The sequence below is a fragment of the aff. Roholtiella sp. LEGE 12411 genome (assembly GCF_015206995.1).
Classification (GTDB): domain Bacteria; phylum Cyanobacteriota; class Cyanobacteriia; order Cyanobacteriales; family Nostocaceae; genus Komarekiella.
The window spans coordinates 1-15123 of sequence record NZ_JADEXR010000063.1 but is presented as its reverse complement, the minus strand read 5'-3'; the positions used below and the strand labels follow the sequence as shown (position 1 = coordinate 15123).

Sequence of the window (15123 nt, the reverse complement as noted above, 5' to 3'; positions counted from 1 at the left end):
TAAAAAATAAACTGATGAAAGTAATTGCTTCTGATTTTGCATCTATCGTCGGCGAAGAAAATGCTGTTTGCCTTTGGGAAAATATTGAACTCAGTCAGCAGAAACGTATTCAACAGGCGATTTCTAACGAGAAGCCGCAAAGCGTCCATGCTTGCGAAAACCTTCCCGGTTGTATCGTCTATCCCCGTACCCAAGAACAACTAGCCGCAGTCATCGCAACGGCTCACGGTAATAACTGGCGTGTCTTGCCCTGCGGTAGTGGTAGTAAACTCAGTTGGGGCGGTTTAGCTAAAAACATTGATGTTGTAGTTAGTACAGAACGCATCAACGGACTGATTGAACACGCTGTTGGTGATTTGACTATCACAGTAGAAGCTGGGATGAAGTTCTCTCATCTCCAAGCAATTTTGGCAGATGCTCGCCAATTTCTTGCTCTTGACCCCACTACGCCAGAGTTAGCAACCATTGGTGGTATTGTCGCCACAGCTGATACAGGTTCCTGGCGACAGCGTTATGGCAGTGTGCGTGATCAGTTGCTGGGCATTACGTTTGTGCGTGCTGATGGACAAATCGCTAAAGCTGGGGGACGAGTAGTCAAAAATGTTGCCGGATACGACTTGATGAGGTTGTTTACTGGGTCTTATGGCACATTAGGAATCATTAGTCAAGTGACTTTTCGTGTTTACCCATTACAAGAGGCATCGGGAACAGTAGTATTGACTGGTATGGGGGAGGCTGTATCTCAAGCTGCTGATATCCTGCGAGGTTCGGCATTAACGCCAACCCAAGCTGATTTGCTATCCACTAAACTGGTATCTAGCTTAGGTTTGGGTAAAGGACTGGGATTAATTGCTCGTTTCCAAAGTATTAGCGAGAGTGTCAAGGAACAGTCAAACCGACTCTTGGCAGTGGGGGAGAAGTTAGGATTGGATGGAGCAATTTATGCAGATGGGGATGAAGCTACTCTATGGCAGAGATTGCGAGAATGTATGCATTCTTTTCCCACAAAGTCTGTAATTACCTGCAAAATGGGAGTGTTACCCACTGCTGCCGTGGAGGTTTTGACTCAGGTGGAGTTGGGTATGATTCATATTGGTAGTGGTTTGGGGATTTTGCAGCTCGATAGTCAAAGTCAGGTTTTAGAAGTACGCGATCGCATTCAAGCTAATAGTGGTTTTCTCACAATTTTAGAAGCACCAGTGACGGTTAAACAACAAGTAGATGTTTGGGGTTACACAGCCAATGCTTTGCCGTTGATGCGACGAATTAAGCAACAGTTTGATAGTAAGAACATTTTAAGTCCAGGTCGGTTTGTGGGCGGGATTTAATTTAGACGAACCGCCAAGGACGCCAAGGACGCCAAGAGAGGGGAAAAGAATTAATTATGCAAGTTTCAGAAAATTCTGTTAATAATACGGCTAGTTTAAAAAATTTGAAGGGGTTTGATGAAAATCATCCGCCTGAACCGAAGTTGATTGATAGTTGTGTGCATTGTGGGTTTTGTCTTTCGACTTGTCCCAGTTATCGGATACTTGGTAAGGAGATGGATTCTCCTAGGGGACGCATCTATTTAATGGATGCAATTAATGAGGGTGAGATTGCCCTAAATACGGCAACGGTAGAACATTTCGATTCTTGTTTAGGGTGTCTTGCTTGTGTGACAACTTGTCCTTCTGGTGTGCAATATGACAAGTTAATTTCTGCAACTCGTCACCAAGTTGGACGGAATTATCCTCGAAGTTTACCAGATACACTGTTTCGTAAATTAATATTTTCTCTATTTCCTTATCCCAACCTTTTACGAGTTTTATTAGTTCCATTATTGGTGTATCAAAAGTTGGGTTTTGCTAAATTCTTTCGCGCCACGGGGTTACTTAAAAAAATATCGCCCCGTTTGGCAGCAATGGAATCAATCCTACCAGAAATTACTATCAAGTCTTTTCAAAATAATTTGCCTACCGTTATCCCAGCGCAAGGCGAGAAGCGCTACAGAGTTGGGGTGATTTTGGGGTGTGTGCAACGGCTGTTGTTCTCTCCAGTTAATGAAGCGACAGTGCGGGTTTTGACGGCGAACGGTTGTGAAGTAATCATCCCTAAATCTCAAGGTTGTTGTGCAGCGCTTCCCGAACACCAAGGACAAACAGAACAGGCGCAAGCTTTAGCTAAGCAAATGATTGATAGTTTCGCCAAGACTGATGTAGATTTCATAATTATCAATGCTGCTGGTTGTGGTCATACTTTGAAAGAATACGGTCATATATTAGAAGATGATCCACAATATCGAGAAAGAGCTAAGGAATTTGCAGCGAAAGTAAAAGATGCTCAAGAGTTTTTAGCAACTGTTGGGTTAACAACTAAACTTTCACCGCTGACTGATCAACCCTTAAATTTAGTTTATCAAGATGCTTGTCATTTATTGCATGGACAAAAGATTAGCGTGCAGCCACGTCAGTTGTTGCGCCAAATTCCAGGGATAAAATTACGAGAACCAATAGATGCAGCTTTGTGTTGTGGCAGTGCCGGGGTTTACAATATGCTGCAACCGGAAGTGGCTGATGAATTAGGTCAGCAAAAAGTGCAGAATTTGTTAAATACTGGTGCTGAGTTAATTGCTTCTGCAAATCCTGGTTGTACTTTGCAAATTACTAAACATTTAAAGTTGCAAGGTAAGAAGATTTCCGTAATCCACCCAATGGAGTTGTTGGATTATTCGATTCGGGGACAGAAGTTGAAAATTTAAGGTGGGAGATAGGAGTCAAGGGTCAAGGGTCAAGGGTCAAGGGTCAAGAGGCGCAGGGGCGCAGGGGCGCAGGGGCACAGGGATAGAGAGAGGAGCAAACGGGAAAAACTCTCTGCTCCCACTCCTCCACTCCTCCTTGTCCCGGTTGCTGAGCGCAGTCGAGGCACTGCCCCTCTTCCCCCCTGCTCCCACTCCTTTGCAAAAAACAGAGGTTATGCGCTAAAGTACTTCGCTAGAGGGTGATAAGCAATAATCGCTGTTGTGGACTGTTCTGGATAAAGTTGTTCACTTTCATCCATATATAGGTTAATTCTGTCAGTTCCCAACAACTCCAGTTGCTTATATTGGTCTTGGATATTCGGACAAGCCGGATAGCCAAAACTATACCGCGAGCCTTGATAACGTTGTGCCAGAATATCTCGGATATTATCTGGTTCATCAGCACCAAAACCCAATTCCCGGCGAATTCTGACGTGTGTCCACTCAGCCAGTGCCTCTGCCACCTGCACCGCCATACCGTGGAAATACAAGTAATCAGTGTATTGATTAGCAGCAAACAGCTTTTGAGCGAACTCCGTCGCAATCTCACCCACAGTCACCGCTTGCATCGGGAACACATCAATTACCCCCGACTCCTTCGGCGCAAAGAAATCTGCTATGCATAGCCTCCTTAATGATCTTTGTCTAGGAAACTCGAAAGTTACAACCTGCTGTGATTGATTCTGTGAGTCATATATGTGTAGAGAATTCCCCTCGGACTGACAAGGAAAATACCCATAAATCACTTGTGGATGCAACAGATTCTCCTCAATAATCCGCTGCTTCCAACTTTCCAAAACAGGATACACTTTCTCAGCCAAGAAAGCCTGATATTCTTCCTTAGATTGCTCCTTCGGCTTACGGAATTGCCATTGTCCAGCAATCAAAGCTTGTAAATCTAAATGCCAGAATATTTCCTCAATGGGAATATCACTAGGCTGCAACAACTTCGTTCCCCAGAAAGGCGGCGTGGGACGTTCAATATCTATCGCCACTGCGTCTGAACGCCGAGTATCCACCTCTTTTGGTTTAGTAGATGTTGTTCCCTCAGCAGTTGTAGCTACTGATTCTTTGTTACCATTTGTCGAAACTTCAGCCGTTTCAACTTCGTTCAAAAACCCCTGCAAATCTTCCCAGTTACCAGCAGCCTTTGCTGGCATTAATTTATCCATGAAATGCAAGTCAGAAAAGGCATCTTTGCCATAAACAACTTTACCTTTATAGGTTTTTTGGCAGTCTTCATGGACAAACTTGGGAGTCAGCGCCGCGCCACCTAAAATCACAGGGACAGTAATTCCCTTTTCGTTGAATATCTCCAAATTCTCTTTCATGAAGGCGGTAGACTTCACCAGCAAACCACTCATGGCAATACAATCAGCTTTGTGCTGTTCGTAAGCGTTGATGATATTTTCCACCGGCTGTTTAATTCCCAGGTTAATTACCTTGTAGCCGTTGTTGGACAAGATAATATCTACCAGGTTTTTACCAATGTCGTGGACATCACCTTTAACTGTGGCAATGATAAAGCTTCCCTTGGCGTTGTTGCCAGATTCTGACTTTTCCATGAACGGTTCTAAATAAGCTACCGCTGCTTTCATGGTTTCCGCAGATTGCAAGACGAAGGGAAGTTGCATTTGTCCGGAACCAAATAATTCCCCGACAACTTTCATGCCATCGAGCAAGAAGGTGTTGATAATTTCTAAAGGGGGATGTTCTTCTAAAGCTTTTGTCAGATGTTCTTCTAAGCCAATGCGTTCGCCGTCGATGATATGGCGTTTAAGGCGTTCTGGGATGGGGAGACTTTCATCAAGAGAGCGATCGCGTTTAGTTGTTACCCCGGCAAACAACGTGGTAAGCTCTCCCAAGGGATCGTAAACGCAAACATTACCCTCAAATTTCCGCTCGTCATAAATCAACTGGCGACAAACTTCTTGATGGCGTGCCTCAATCTTAGACAGCGGTAAAATCTTGTTAGCACTGACAATGGCTGCATCCATTCCCGCCGTCGTCGCCTCGTGCAAAAACACCGAGTTCAGCACCATCCGCGAAGCTGGATTCAAGCCAAAGGAAATATTAGAAACACCCAAAATTACATGACACCCAGGTAATCCTTCACGAATCCGCCGGATGGATTCAATGGTGGCTTTACCGTTTTCTCGGTCTTCTTCAATCCCGGTGGAAATGGGTAACGCCAGGGTATCAAAGAATATTTCTGTGGGTGGTATGCCGTATTCTACAGCTTGACGGTATGCGCGCTGAGCGATCGCAAACTTTTTGTCTGCTGTTCGCGCCATGCCATCTTCGTCGATAGTACCAATGATGACACCAGCACCGTATTTTTTCGCTAACTCCAGCACCTTCAAAAAGCGTGGTTCCCCATCTTCGTAGTTGGTGGAATTCAGTAAACACTTACCACCGGCAACCTTTAAACCCGCCTCCATCTTTTCCCATTCGGTGGAGTCAAGCATTAAAGGTAATGTCACATTATTAACAATGCGCGAAACTAATTCGTGCATATCCCGCACACCGTCGCGTCCCACATAATCGACGTTGACATCGAGGATATGTGCGCCTTCCTTTACTTGCGCCCTCGCCATTGAAACCAGTCCATCCCAATCTTCCGCATTTAGCAAATCGCGGCATTTTTTGGAACCACTGGCGTTAAGACGTTCGCCCACAATTAAGAAGGAATTATCTTGATCGTAAGGCTGAGTGGTGTAAATTGATGCTGCCGCCGGTTCTAAACTTGGCTGTCTAACTTTTGGCTTCAAGTCTTTAGCAAGTTCTGCCAATTGTTGAATGTGTTCTGGACGTGTCCCACAGCAACCCCCGATCACTTGGACACCCAAATCTTCAACAAAATGCATTAGTGACATCCGTAATTCCAACGGTGTCAGGCGGTAGTGCGCTTGACCGCCGACGTTCTCAGGTAAACCTGCGTTGGGAATACAGGAAACAATAAAAGGCGAATGTTCTGCCAGATACTTGATATGTGGTTTCATCAAGTCTGGGCCAGTGGCGCAGTTTAGACCGAGAATATCTATTGGGTAATGTTCCAGAATTGTCAACACAGCGCTGATTTCGGAACCAACCAACATTGTGCCCATGCTTTCCATTGTCACAGACACCATCAACGGACGGCGATCGCCCTTCTTAACAAACACCTCTTCAATCCCATTCAACGCCGCTTTAATTTGCAGCACATCTTGGCAAGTTTCCACCAAGAATAAATCAACACCACCATCCCACAGCGCTTCTGCTTGTTCAGCAAAAGTAGCTTTCATGGTGTCAAAGTCAATATGTCCCAAGGTAGGTAATTTAGTTGTGGGGCCGATGGAACCTGCCACAAACCGGGGTTTTTCTGGCGTGGAAAATTCCGCAGCCACACGCTTGGCCAATTCTGCGGCTGTCTTGCTGAGGTAGTAGGCTTGGTCTGCTAAGTCATATTCTGCCAGCACCAGGGACGTACTACCAAAAGTATCGGTTTCAATCACATCAGCACCAGCAGCAAGAAAGTCGCGGTGAACCTTAGCCACAGCTTCGGGATTGGTGTGGACTAAGTATTCGTTACAACCTTCATACTGCGGGCCACCGAAGTCATCAGCAGTGAGGTTTTGGGTTTGTAAGTTAGTTCCCATCGCCCCGTCGAAGACGAGAACTGGGCTATCTGGACTACGCAGGCGTTCAAGGAAAGGATGAGTCATATTTCCCTAGAATAAATGAGGAAATTCAGTGAGTTTTGTGATACTCAACTTAATCTATTATTTTCCACAATTGCCAGAGTTGCATTAGGGTTTAATTAAACCACGTATGCTAAAAGTTAGCGATCGCTCATAACTAATGGCAAGTAGGGAAGAGATTCTTAAGCAAAGTTTGACAAGCGCAGAAGTTTCTACACGATTGCTACCAAAATGACATAAACGTTATTTTAATTAGGGTTACAAAATTAAAATAGCTGTAACCAGGGATAAACAATACTCCTATGATTTTTCACTCCTCGTGCAAGGATTACAGATAATGCAAGTTCTCAAGAGATCCATCAAACCACAAACCTATATATCCTTCCTCTACATTTACCAGACTACTTGGGGGACTGCTGGTGATATCTGTTTAATTCGTGAATCTGTAGCAGAGACAAGTGCATCGAAATTCGTCGGTCATAAAATCCAACTAGCCCTTCCAAGAGGGATAGAGCGCGATCGCATAGCGGGCTTACCGATAATCAAAGTTGCAGGTAATGTCGGCGACGGACATCCTAAAGAGCACCCCCTAGAATGGGAAGCTTATGAAGGCGTAGATATAGAAATAGCGATCGCTGCTCTAAAACCTTGGAAGTTCAAGTTAATTGAGTCTACCGATTAACCCCAATCACAATAAAAAACATCTACCCAATTGCTAGAGAGTTTTGCTTGTTTCTCTCGCCCCTGTTTCTAACAACTCGTGAATCAACCTCTAAACTTCGCCGATGAACCTTTGAGCTTCGCCGATGAACCTCTGAGCTTCGTCGATGAACCTCTGAGCTTGGTCGATGAACCTCTGAGCTTCGCCGATGAACCTCTGAGCTTGGTCGATGAACCTCTGAGCTTCGTTGATGAACCTTTGAGCTTCGCCGATGAACCTCTGAGCTTCGTGAATGAACCTTTGAACTCCGTGAATGAACCTCTGAGCTTCGTGAGCGAGTCTTTGATACTCATGAACAATCTCGTAGAGATAGGTTTTACTACGGTTTCACTGGGTGCACAACATTTTAGACTTGAAGTAATGTGACGCAAAAAAGACGGATGGATAACGCCCGGAGGTTGCCTTGAGCATTGTACAAACTGCCACTGAAAAAATGCGATCGCTTCCGCCGGAGAAGCAACAAGAGGTCTTAGATTTTATTGAGTTTCTGCAAAGTAAGCTAGCACAACAAAATATAAACCAAGAACATCAAGAGCCTAGATCATTTTTGACAGCTGCTCAACAACTTGCTGGTTATGTTGACGGTGGCCCCGGTGATTTGGCCACGAACAAACAATATCTTGAAGGTTTAGGAAGTGAATGAAGCAGCAAGTCATCATCGATACAGGGCCATTAGTAGCTTTTATTAATCGCAGAGAGCACCTTCATGTTTGGGTAATCAACACATTAGCTACAATTGGGCAACCTTTACTCACTTGTGAAGCTGTAATTGTCGAGACTTGTTTTTTGTTGCGAAACATTTACGGTGGTCAAGAGGCAGTGATGTCTTTACTGAGTGACAGGAACATCTTAATTCCGATGCGCTTAAGTGAATCAGCAGCAGAGATTGAAGAATTACTGCGGCGATATCAATCGGTTCCAATGTCGTTAGCAGATGCGTGTTTAGTGAGGATGGCACAACTGTATCCTGAAAGTGAATTGCTCACATTCGATAGCGATTTTAGGATTTATCGAAAGAATCGTAATCAATTTATCTCTGTGATTATGCCAGAGGATGTGTGAGAACAGAGTTAAGCCAAGATAGCTAAATTTAAGAGAATGGATTTTTCATAAACAAATTTTGAATGAGCAAATGCGGGCAAAATTTGTTTATTCATAAACGAGTCTTTGATACTTGTGAATGACAGGACTTACGCAACTGGCATATTATTTTAAGTTCGTAGTAAGGACTTTAGTCCTTATTTTGAGGACTAAAGTCCTCACTACAAACAAAAAATTGAGATTTTTGTAATACTTGCGTAAGTCCTGAATGAGTAAATGTTATTACGAGGTTAGCGATGTCTACGACGGCCTACGCCTACGCGCCTTGCTAATTTAAACATTACAGCCGTTCTTATGTAGATACAACGCCCGCATCTAGCCCCAGTCACCAGTCCCCAGTCCCTAACCTGCGATACACTATTCTGGTAAATAACGCTACAGAGTTGCTGAGGTTTACAGGTGACAAACGAAGAACTGTTGCAAATTATTGAAAAAGCTGCCAAAGAAAAAGCGACAAGGCTAGACCTCAATAACAATCCATTAACTTCGCCGCCGCCTGAGATTATCGAGCAAGGAACGCAGGCAATTTTTACCTATCTGCGAGAACGGTTAGAGGGTAGCCAACAGCAATGGATTTCTAAGCTGCTAGTCGTTGGTGAAGGGGGTGTAGGTAAAACATCTTTATTAAGGGCATTACGTGGTGAAGAGTTCGACACCCAGGAATCCACCACTCACGGCATTGAAATTAAATGGCTCGATTTAACCCATCCCGGAAAAGCAGGTACTACTATGCATCTGAACACTTGGGACTTTGGGGGACAGGAAATCTATCACGCCACCCATCAATTCTTCCTCACCAACCGCTCCCTGTTCTTGCTTGCCTGGAATGCCCGACTGGGATTTGAACAAGGTAAACTCTACTACTGGCTGGATACTATCAAAGCCTTAGCCCCAGAATCTCCGATTTTACTTGTTGCCACCCACATCGACGAACGAGATGCAGACCTTCCCCTGGCTGAGTTACGCCGCAAGTATCCCCAGATTATCGAACACTGTAAAATTAGCTGTCAAATCAGCCTTGGCGTTGAAGAACTGCGGCAAGCGATCGCACAAGCAGCCGCCAAGTTGCCCTTAATGGGTGAAATCTGGCCTACCACCTGGCTAAATGCTGCCAATGCCATCCGCACCCAGACAAAAAAACAAATCACACCGCAACAATTGTGGGACATCATGGCTGAGTCCAAAGTTGCTGACATCAGCAAAGAAGTCCTGGCGCGATGGCTGCATGAATTAGGCGAAATTCTCTACTTTCAAGACAACGAAGAACTTAACGATACCGTTATCCTCAAACCCCAGTGGGTAACTGAATATATCAGCAAAGTCTTAGAAAGTGAAGAAGTAATCAAGCGCGTTGGCATCTTCACCCGTCAGAAAATGGCTCAACTTTGGTGCGACTTAGAGCCATCAATGCGCGACCACTTCCTACACCTGATGGAGCGTTTTGACCTTTCCTACCGCACTCAAGAAAACCGAGATATTAGTTTAGTTGTTGAACGGTTGCCCTTCGACCCGCCTAATTTTGAACAGAAATGGCAGCAAATAAAACAAACAGACGAGTGCCATGAAATTTCGATGAAATTTCAACTCAATACCATTCCTGCGGGTATTCCCACATGGTTTATTGCGCGTCAACACCGCTTTACAACAAACACCCATTGGCGCAATGGTGTCCTTTTTGCTGATACACCATAGATTCTCATTGTCCCAATGTGTTTGCCCTACGTCCTCATGGCGGTAACGCTTGGAAGCAAGCTATAGCTGGGCAAAAATTAGATTTACAACTTTATTGCCAAGCACCAGGCTGTTGGCATCCCACCCAAGAAGGCGGTTTATATGAAATAAATGAACCTGCCAAATGGCTGAGAACGACTGCACCTTATATTAGTAAGTTATTTCGCATCTTGAAATATGCTGCACCTCTGATAGGGCCATTTGTGAGTTTGGTAAATGAACAAGAATATGAAAAATTCTTTAAAAATGATCTTGAATTCACCAAAGAATTCGCAGCAAAATTACCAGAAATCGAAGCATCTGAAGATTTAGAATTAGCAGATAAAATTACTAGGGGTGAAGATTTAGATCCAGAACGCGCCGATGGTGCTGCCTTGCGTGCCTTACGTCAACTGTTAGATGAAAAAGATCCACAGCAGTACTGGGGTGGCTTAAAAAACATCTTGACTCCAGAGGGACATCACCTATGGCTATGCGAACACCACGCAGCAGAATACAAGCGCTAATATGATTTGAGATTTGGAATTGTAGTTTTGAATTTTAGAGACACAATTCATTGCTTTTTTCCTAAAGCAGTAGTGATAGTTTTGATAGTATTTAAATAGCCCTACACACAGAGGAAGCACCTAAAAGAATTGCCTAGGATTTCAACATATACTAGTAACTTATTTTTCATTAAGATTAAGAGATTAAGTTAATCAGGAGTTACGCAAGTGTCATATTTTTAACGCCAGAGGTTGTCCAGAGTCAAAGGTCAAAAGTCCAAAAAATCTTGATTCTTGACCGAATGGCACTAAGTTAAGATATAGCCCTTGCCCAGGCTGGGAACCAGTCAGGGAGGCTCCGCCTCCAGTGGCTTGACGAGAGGCAGAGCCTCTCGGAATACATTCCCAGTCTGAAGACTGGGAACGAGGCGACATAAGCCTTTAGGCTTTTCTTAGTGCCATTTATTCTTGACCCTTGACCCTTGACTCTTATACCAGAAGCCTTGTGTGCCAGTTGCGTAAGTCCTATTAATATCAACCGTATTCTAAGTATTAGGGTCATGAAGTTTAAAGACTGGGCCACTAGGGTGCTACTAATTTCTTTGATGTTCGCCGCTCTGATTTTGGTGTTGTTTGCTGGAAAAGCGACAAAACTACAAAGTAATACGCCAAGATCAAATCCAGAAACTACAGCCTGGAGCCAATATCCACAAGCGCAATTGCAATCAGCAAAAAACCAAGGGAGCAAATCTCAAAATGTTCCCAAATACCCAGTCAAGAAGAATAAAGCTGTTGCAAGATACATTACCACTCAAGCTTTTGCACAATACAGACCTAATTATGAAATTGCTTCGGTTAACCCAAGCAACTATGGAGAACGCTACGCCAAAGATATTAACGGCACACCTCTCAACAACGAAGCGATTATAGTAATCCATGAAACTGGTTATTCTGCTTCCAGCGCCGTTAATTTTTTTCAAGCAGCCCATAATGATGAAAGTGTTCAAGCGAGTTACCACACTTTAATCAAGCTAGACGGGACGATTGTTTATCTAGTACCGCCAGAAAAGCGCGCTTTTGGCGCAGCTAACTCAGTATTTGATAGTGCTGATGGCTCTGAAACTGTGAAGACTAATCCAGATTTACCACCGTCTGTAAATAATTTTGCTTATCACGTTTCTTTAGAAACACCGCCAGATAGTTATGAAAGTAGCAGCCCACAAACCCATAGCGGCTACACGGAAGCTCAATATAATTCTCTAGCCTGGTTAATTGCTCAAAGTCAAGTGCCAGACGATCGCATCACCACTCACCAGCAAGTAGACCGTTCTGGTCAAAAAGTTGACCCCATAAATTTTGACTCTAACAAGTTTTTGAGCTTGCTTCATACCTATCGTCAAGCCAAACCAATTTACAGGGTGAATTGAAAGGAGATAGAAGTTATAGGTTTGTCTTTCAGATTGTTACAACCAAGCAGAGCAAGGGAGTTGACCCCTGACCCTTGACTCCTAACTATTTACTAAAGCTATAAATTTGTTGCGTCTCCAGGCGATCGCTCAGCGATGAAGGCAGTGTACCATCCAAGAATGTCTGCCGATCTAGTTGGACTTGCAAATTACTCAGAGGGTCGCAACCAGGAGAAATCAAAAATTCTAGCTTCTGGATGTAAGGTAAAGTTGCTAGTTTGTCCAGAATTTGGAAGATGGCTTGCAAATAAGGATGACCACTCTGCTGATACCAATCACTGGTAGCAACTTTTGGTTGATCAAAACCCAAGTGTACTGTTAATGATGGCTCATCAAACAAAGCGATCGCTAACGGGCGCGCCTCTTCCTGTAACAATAAATCATTATTTCTCGCTAAATGCCGTAGTTTCTCTAAGCGTTCATAGCGTTCAGTCACTGCTTCGGGGTCATCTTGCCAATGAATTGCCACTGTAACTAGATAAGTTTGTAATAGCATGTGACCGAGCTTTTTTGCTTTTGTCGCCAAGTAGTACGAATTGTAGTCATTCGCCTCAATCAACAACGGTACGCGGTCAACTACTTCCAACCCATAGCCTTTAACCCCCGCTATTTTGCGAGGATTATTAGTAATCAGGCGAATCTTTTTAATGCCCAAGTCCATGAGCATTTGTGCTCCCATCCCATAATCTCGCAGATCAGCGGGGAATCCTAAGCGCTCGTTCGCCTCCACTGTATCCAGCCCCATATCCTGCAAAGAGTAGGCTTTCAACTTATTAATCAACCCTATTCCCCGTCCTTCTTGGCGCAGGTAGACGACAACACCTTGACCTGCACTCTCAATCATTTTCAGTGCTGCTTGTAGCTGCATCCGACAGTCGCAGCGCAAAGAACCCAAAGCATCACCAGTTAGGCATTCTGAATGCATCCGCACCATCACTGGCTCATCTTTAAAGTTAGCTGGATCACCCTTGACAATGGCAACGTGTTCTGTATTATCAAGAGTGTGGCGGTAGGCGTAAATTTCAAACTGACCAAACTGACTCGGCAGCTTAGTTACAACTTCGCGATACACTAAGCGATCGTGTTGGAGCCGATAGCCGATTAAATCAGCAATGCTAATGATTTTTAGGTTGTGATGTTTAGCATATTCAATTAACTGCTGCAACCTCGCCATTGAACCATCGGAGTTTTGAATTTCACAAATTACCCCCGCTGGATATAGCCCTGCTAGTCGAGATAAGTCTACAGCTGCTTCTGTATGTCCTGCCCGTTTGAGTACGCCTCCCTCCCTAGCTCGAATTGGGAAAATATGACCAGGACGACGCAAATCTAAAGGTTTTGTGGCTGGGTTGAGAGTAACCTGGATAGTGCGGGCGCGGTCTTCCGCTGAAATACCAGTGCTTACGCCCAAATGTGGCCCGGCATCGATACTGACGGTGAAGGCAGTCTGGTTAGTATCTGTAATATTGCTCACCATTAATGGTAAGTCTAATTCATCCAGGCGATCGCCTGTCATCGCTAAACAAATCAACCCTCTAGCTTCCACCGCCATGAAATTAATCATGTCAGGTGTGGCAAATTGGGCAGCACAAATCAAGTCGCCTTCATTTTCTCTATTTTCATCATCGACCACTACAACGACGCGACCAGATTTCAGGTCTGCCAAGGCGGCATCAATCGAATCAAATTTAAAAGTTTGGGTAGTCTTAGGCTGTGACACAGAAGAATTCCAGCTACCTAACGTAAATTTTTTTAACAATTTCTTCTTTTAGATTGTAGCTCCTTTATAAGGCAGAGAAGTAGAGTAGCAATGATTTGATAATATGGCAAAAATTTCCGCCACTAAAAATTGTTGAGATTTAGTACCAAAGTGCAGCAACATTTAAACACTCACTCCGCTTCGCTCGGTGAAGTCAAGGGTCAAAAACTGTTGAACTTTGGATTTTGGACTATTGACTCTTGATTCCCCGGAATTAAATGGAGAGGTTTCAGGGCTTTTATGCGCTGCGCGTCTGGTCACTGATATGTTGATAGCTGAGAACGAATTAACCAAAAGCGGATAAGGATTTCAGATCATGGGCAAATTTAGACGCGTACCCGTTGGGATTGTTGGCGCGTCAGGCTATGGCGGAGTACAGTTAGTCCGACTACTGATGGATCATCCAGAAGTTGAACTAGTTTATTTAGGCGACGAGAACAGCGCCGGTAAACCTTTTACGAATCTCTACCCGCATCTGGCTCATGCAGTTAACTTGCCAATAGAGGCGATAGAGCCAGAAACAATTGCTCACCGCTGTGAAGTAGTGTTTCTATCTCTACCAAATGGTCTGGCTTGCCAAATCGCACCAAAACTTTTGGAAAAAGGATGTAAAGTACTAGATCTGAGTGCAGACTATCGGTTCACTGATTTGGCAACTTATACAGATTGGTATGGCATAAAGAGAAACGATCGCACAACTGCTGCAACAGCGGTTTATGGACTACCAGAACTGTATCGCGATCGCATTGCCGAAGCCGAGTTAATTGGCTGTCCTGGTTGCTACCCCACCGCCAGTCTTCTAGCACTTTTGCCACTCCTGAAGCAAGGCTTAATCGTGCCAGAAACAGCCATTATCGACGCCAAATCTGGCACATCTAGTAGCGGACGACAAGCCAAAACCGACTTGTTGCTAGCCGAGGCAGATAACTCCTTAGCCGCCTATGGTGTCGGCCGTCACCGTCATACCCCAGAAATTGAGCAAGTTTGCAGTGATTTAGCTGGTCACGAACTCATGATTCAATTTACACCGCATCTCATCCCAATGGTGCGCGGGATTTTGGCTACCGTATATGCCACACTACGCGATCCCGGTCTAGTGCGAGATGATTTAATTACTATTTTTACCGCTTTCTACCGTAACTCACCTTGGATCAAAATCTGTGATAGCGGGGTTTATCCTCAAACCAAGTGGGCAAGTGGCAGCAACCTTTGCTACATAGGCTTAGAAGTTGATCCACGTACTGGTCGCGTGATTGTCATGTCAGCAATTGACAACCTAATTAAAGGACAGGCGGGTCAAGCAATTCAATGCCTAAACCTCATGATGGGCTGGGATGAAACTCTGGGGTTGCCCAAGTTGGGGTTTTATCCGTGATTGGGCATGGGGCTGTCTCTTATACA

The 15123-nt window shown here is 44.4% G+C and carries 13 protein-coding genes; 10 read left to right on the top strand and 3 right to left on the bottom strand.

Annotation, left to right across the window (positions count from 1 at the left end):
• The first annotated feature begins 14 nt into the window (after window positions 1-14).
• On the top strand, window positions 15-1328 hold the full coding sequence (locus tag IQ246_RS15465) for an FAD-binding oxidoreductase (RefSeq protein WP_194004242.1): 1314 nt from the start codon (window positions 15-17) through the stop codon (window positions 1326-1328).
• 56 nt (window positions 1329-1384) lie between these two features.
• Complete coding sequence (locus IQ246_RS15460) at window positions 1385-2740, top strand: (Fe-S)-binding protein (RefSeq protein ID WP_194004241.1); 1356 nt, start codon at window positions 1385-1387, stop codon at window positions 2738-2740.
• Window positions 2741-2952: 212 nt separating this feature from the next.
• Here the strand turns inward: IQ246_RS15460 and metH are convergent, their stop codons facing one another.
• Window positions 2953-6483, bottom strand: coding sequence for a methionine synthase (gene metH / locus IQ246_RS15455; protein WP_194004240.1), 3531 nt, complete (start codon window positions 6481-6483; stop codon window positions 2953-2955).
• A gap of 313 nt (window positions 6484-6796) precedes the next feature.
• Here metH and IQ246_RS15450 point away from each other — a divergent pair, with 313 nt between their 5' ends.
• The 6 genes from IQ246_RS15450 to IQ246_RS15425 all read left to right on the top strand — a co-directional run bounded on the left by IQ246_RS15450 (window position 6797) and on the right by IQ246_RS15425 (window position 10518).
• Window positions 6797-7141 (top strand): hypothetical protein, encoded by a 345-nt coding sequence (locus IQ246_RS15450; protein WP_194004239.1) that lies wholly within the window; start codon window positions 6797-6799, stop codon window positions 7139-7141.
• Between the two features lie 78 nt (window positions 7142-7219).
• Window positions 7220-7546 carry a hypothetical protein gene (locus IQ246_RS15445; RefSeq protein ID WP_194004238.1) on the top strand — a complete coding sequence of 109 codons (327 nt, stop codon included), beginning with the start codon at window positions 7220-7222 and terminating at the stop codon, window positions 7544-7546.
• A gap of 37 nt (window positions 7547-7583) precedes the next feature.
• Window positions 7584-7823 carry a DUF2281 domain-containing protein gene (locus IQ246_RS15440; protein WP_194004237.1) on the top strand — a complete coding sequence of 80 codons (240 nt, stop codon included), beginning with the start codon at window positions 7584-7586 and terminating at the stop codon, window positions 7821-7823.
• Window positions 7820-8242 (top strand): type II toxin-antitoxin system VapC family toxin, encoded by a 423-nt coding sequence (locus IQ246_RS15435; protein ID WP_194004236.1) that lies wholly within the window; start codon window positions 7820-7822, stop codon window positions 8240-8242. The genes IQ246_RS15440 and IQ246_RS15435 overlap by 4 nt, the downstream gene beginning before the upstream one ends.
• Window positions 8243-8680: 438 nt before the next feature.
• Window positions 8681-9973, top strand: coding sequence for a COR domain-containing protein (locus IQ246_RS15430; RefSeq protein WP_194004235.1), 1293 nt, complete (start codon window positions 8681-8683; stop codon window positions 9971-9973).
• A 17-nt stretch (window positions 9974-9990) separates the two neighbouring features.
• Window positions 9991-10518: a hypothetical protein gene (locus tag IQ246_RS15425; RefSeq protein WP_194004234.1), complete on the top strand. Its 528-nt coding sequence runs from the start codon at window positions 9991-9993 to the stop codon at window positions 10516-10518.
• 210 nt (window positions 10519-10728) lie between these two features.
• Here the strand turns inward: IQ246_RS15425 and IQ246_RS15420 are convergent, their stop codons facing one another.
• A complete protein-coding gene (locus IQ246_RS15420; RefSeq protein WP_194004233.1) occupies window positions 10729-10932 on the bottom strand; it encodes a hypothetical protein in 204 nt (67 codons plus the stop codon).
• A 125-nt stretch (window positions 10933-11057) separates the two neighbouring features.
• Here IQ246_RS15420 and IQ246_RS15415 point away from each other — a divergent pair, with 125 nt between their 5' ends.
• Entirely contained in the window at window positions 11058-11924 is an 867-nt protein-coding gene (locus tag IQ246_RS15415) for a peptidoglycan recognition family protein (RefSeq protein WP_194004232.1), read from the top strand.
• A gap of 85 nt (window positions 11925-12009) precedes the next feature.
• Here the strand turns inward: IQ246_RS15415 and ribBA are convergent, their stop codons facing one another.
• The gene (ribBA, locus tag IQ246_RS15410) at window positions 12010-13683 is read right to left on the bottom strand and encodes a bifunctional 3,4-dihydroxy-2-butanone-4-phosphate synthase/GTP cyclohydrolase II (protein WP_194004231.1); all 1674 of its coding nucleotides are present in this window, start codon (window positions 13681-13683) and stop codon (window positions 12010-12012) included.
• A 355-nt stretch (window positions 13684-14038) separates the two neighbouring features.
• On the opposite strand from ribBA, the gene argC reads away from it, so the two are divergent.
• Window positions 14039-15097: an N-acetyl-gamma-glutamyl-phosphate reductase gene (gene argC, locus IQ246_RS15405; RefSeq protein WP_194004230.1), complete on the top strand. Its 1059-nt coding sequence runs from the start codon at window positions 14039-14041 to the stop codon at window positions 15095-15097.
• Window positions 15098-15123: the final 26 nt, after the last annotated feature.

Coding starts and splice junctions, on each gene's coding strand:
- IQ246_RS15465 (WP_194004242.1), top strand. CDS start 15: ATGAAAGTAATTGCTTCTGATTTTGCATCTATCGTCGGCGAAGAAAAT.
- IQ246_RS15460 (WP_194004241.1), top strand. CDS start 1,385: ATGCAAGTTTCAGAAAATTCTGTTAATAATACGGCTAGTTTAAAAAAT.
- metH (WP_194004240.1), bottom strand. CDS start 6,483: ATGACTCATCCTTTCCTTGAACGCCTGCGTAGTCCAGATAGCCCAGTT.
- IQ246_RS15450 (WP_194004239.1), top strand. CDS start 6,797: ATGCAAGTTCTCAAGAGATCCATCAAACCACAAACCTATATATCCTTC.
- IQ246_RS15435 (WP_194004236.1), top strand. CDS start 7,820: ATGAAGCAGCAAGTCATCATCGATACAGGGCCATTAGTAGCTTTTATT.
- IQ246_RS15420 (WP_194004233.1), bottom strand. CDS start 10,932: ATGTCGCCTCGTTCCCAGTCTTCAGACTGGGAATGTATTCCGAGAGGC.
- IQ246_RS15415 (WP_194004232.1), top strand. CDS start 11,058: ATGAAGTTTAAAGACTGGGCCACTAGGGTGCTACTAATTTCTTTGATG.
- argC (WP_194004230.1), top strand. CDS start 14,039: ATGGGCAAATTTAGACGCGTACCCGTTGGGATTGTTGGCGCGTCAGGC.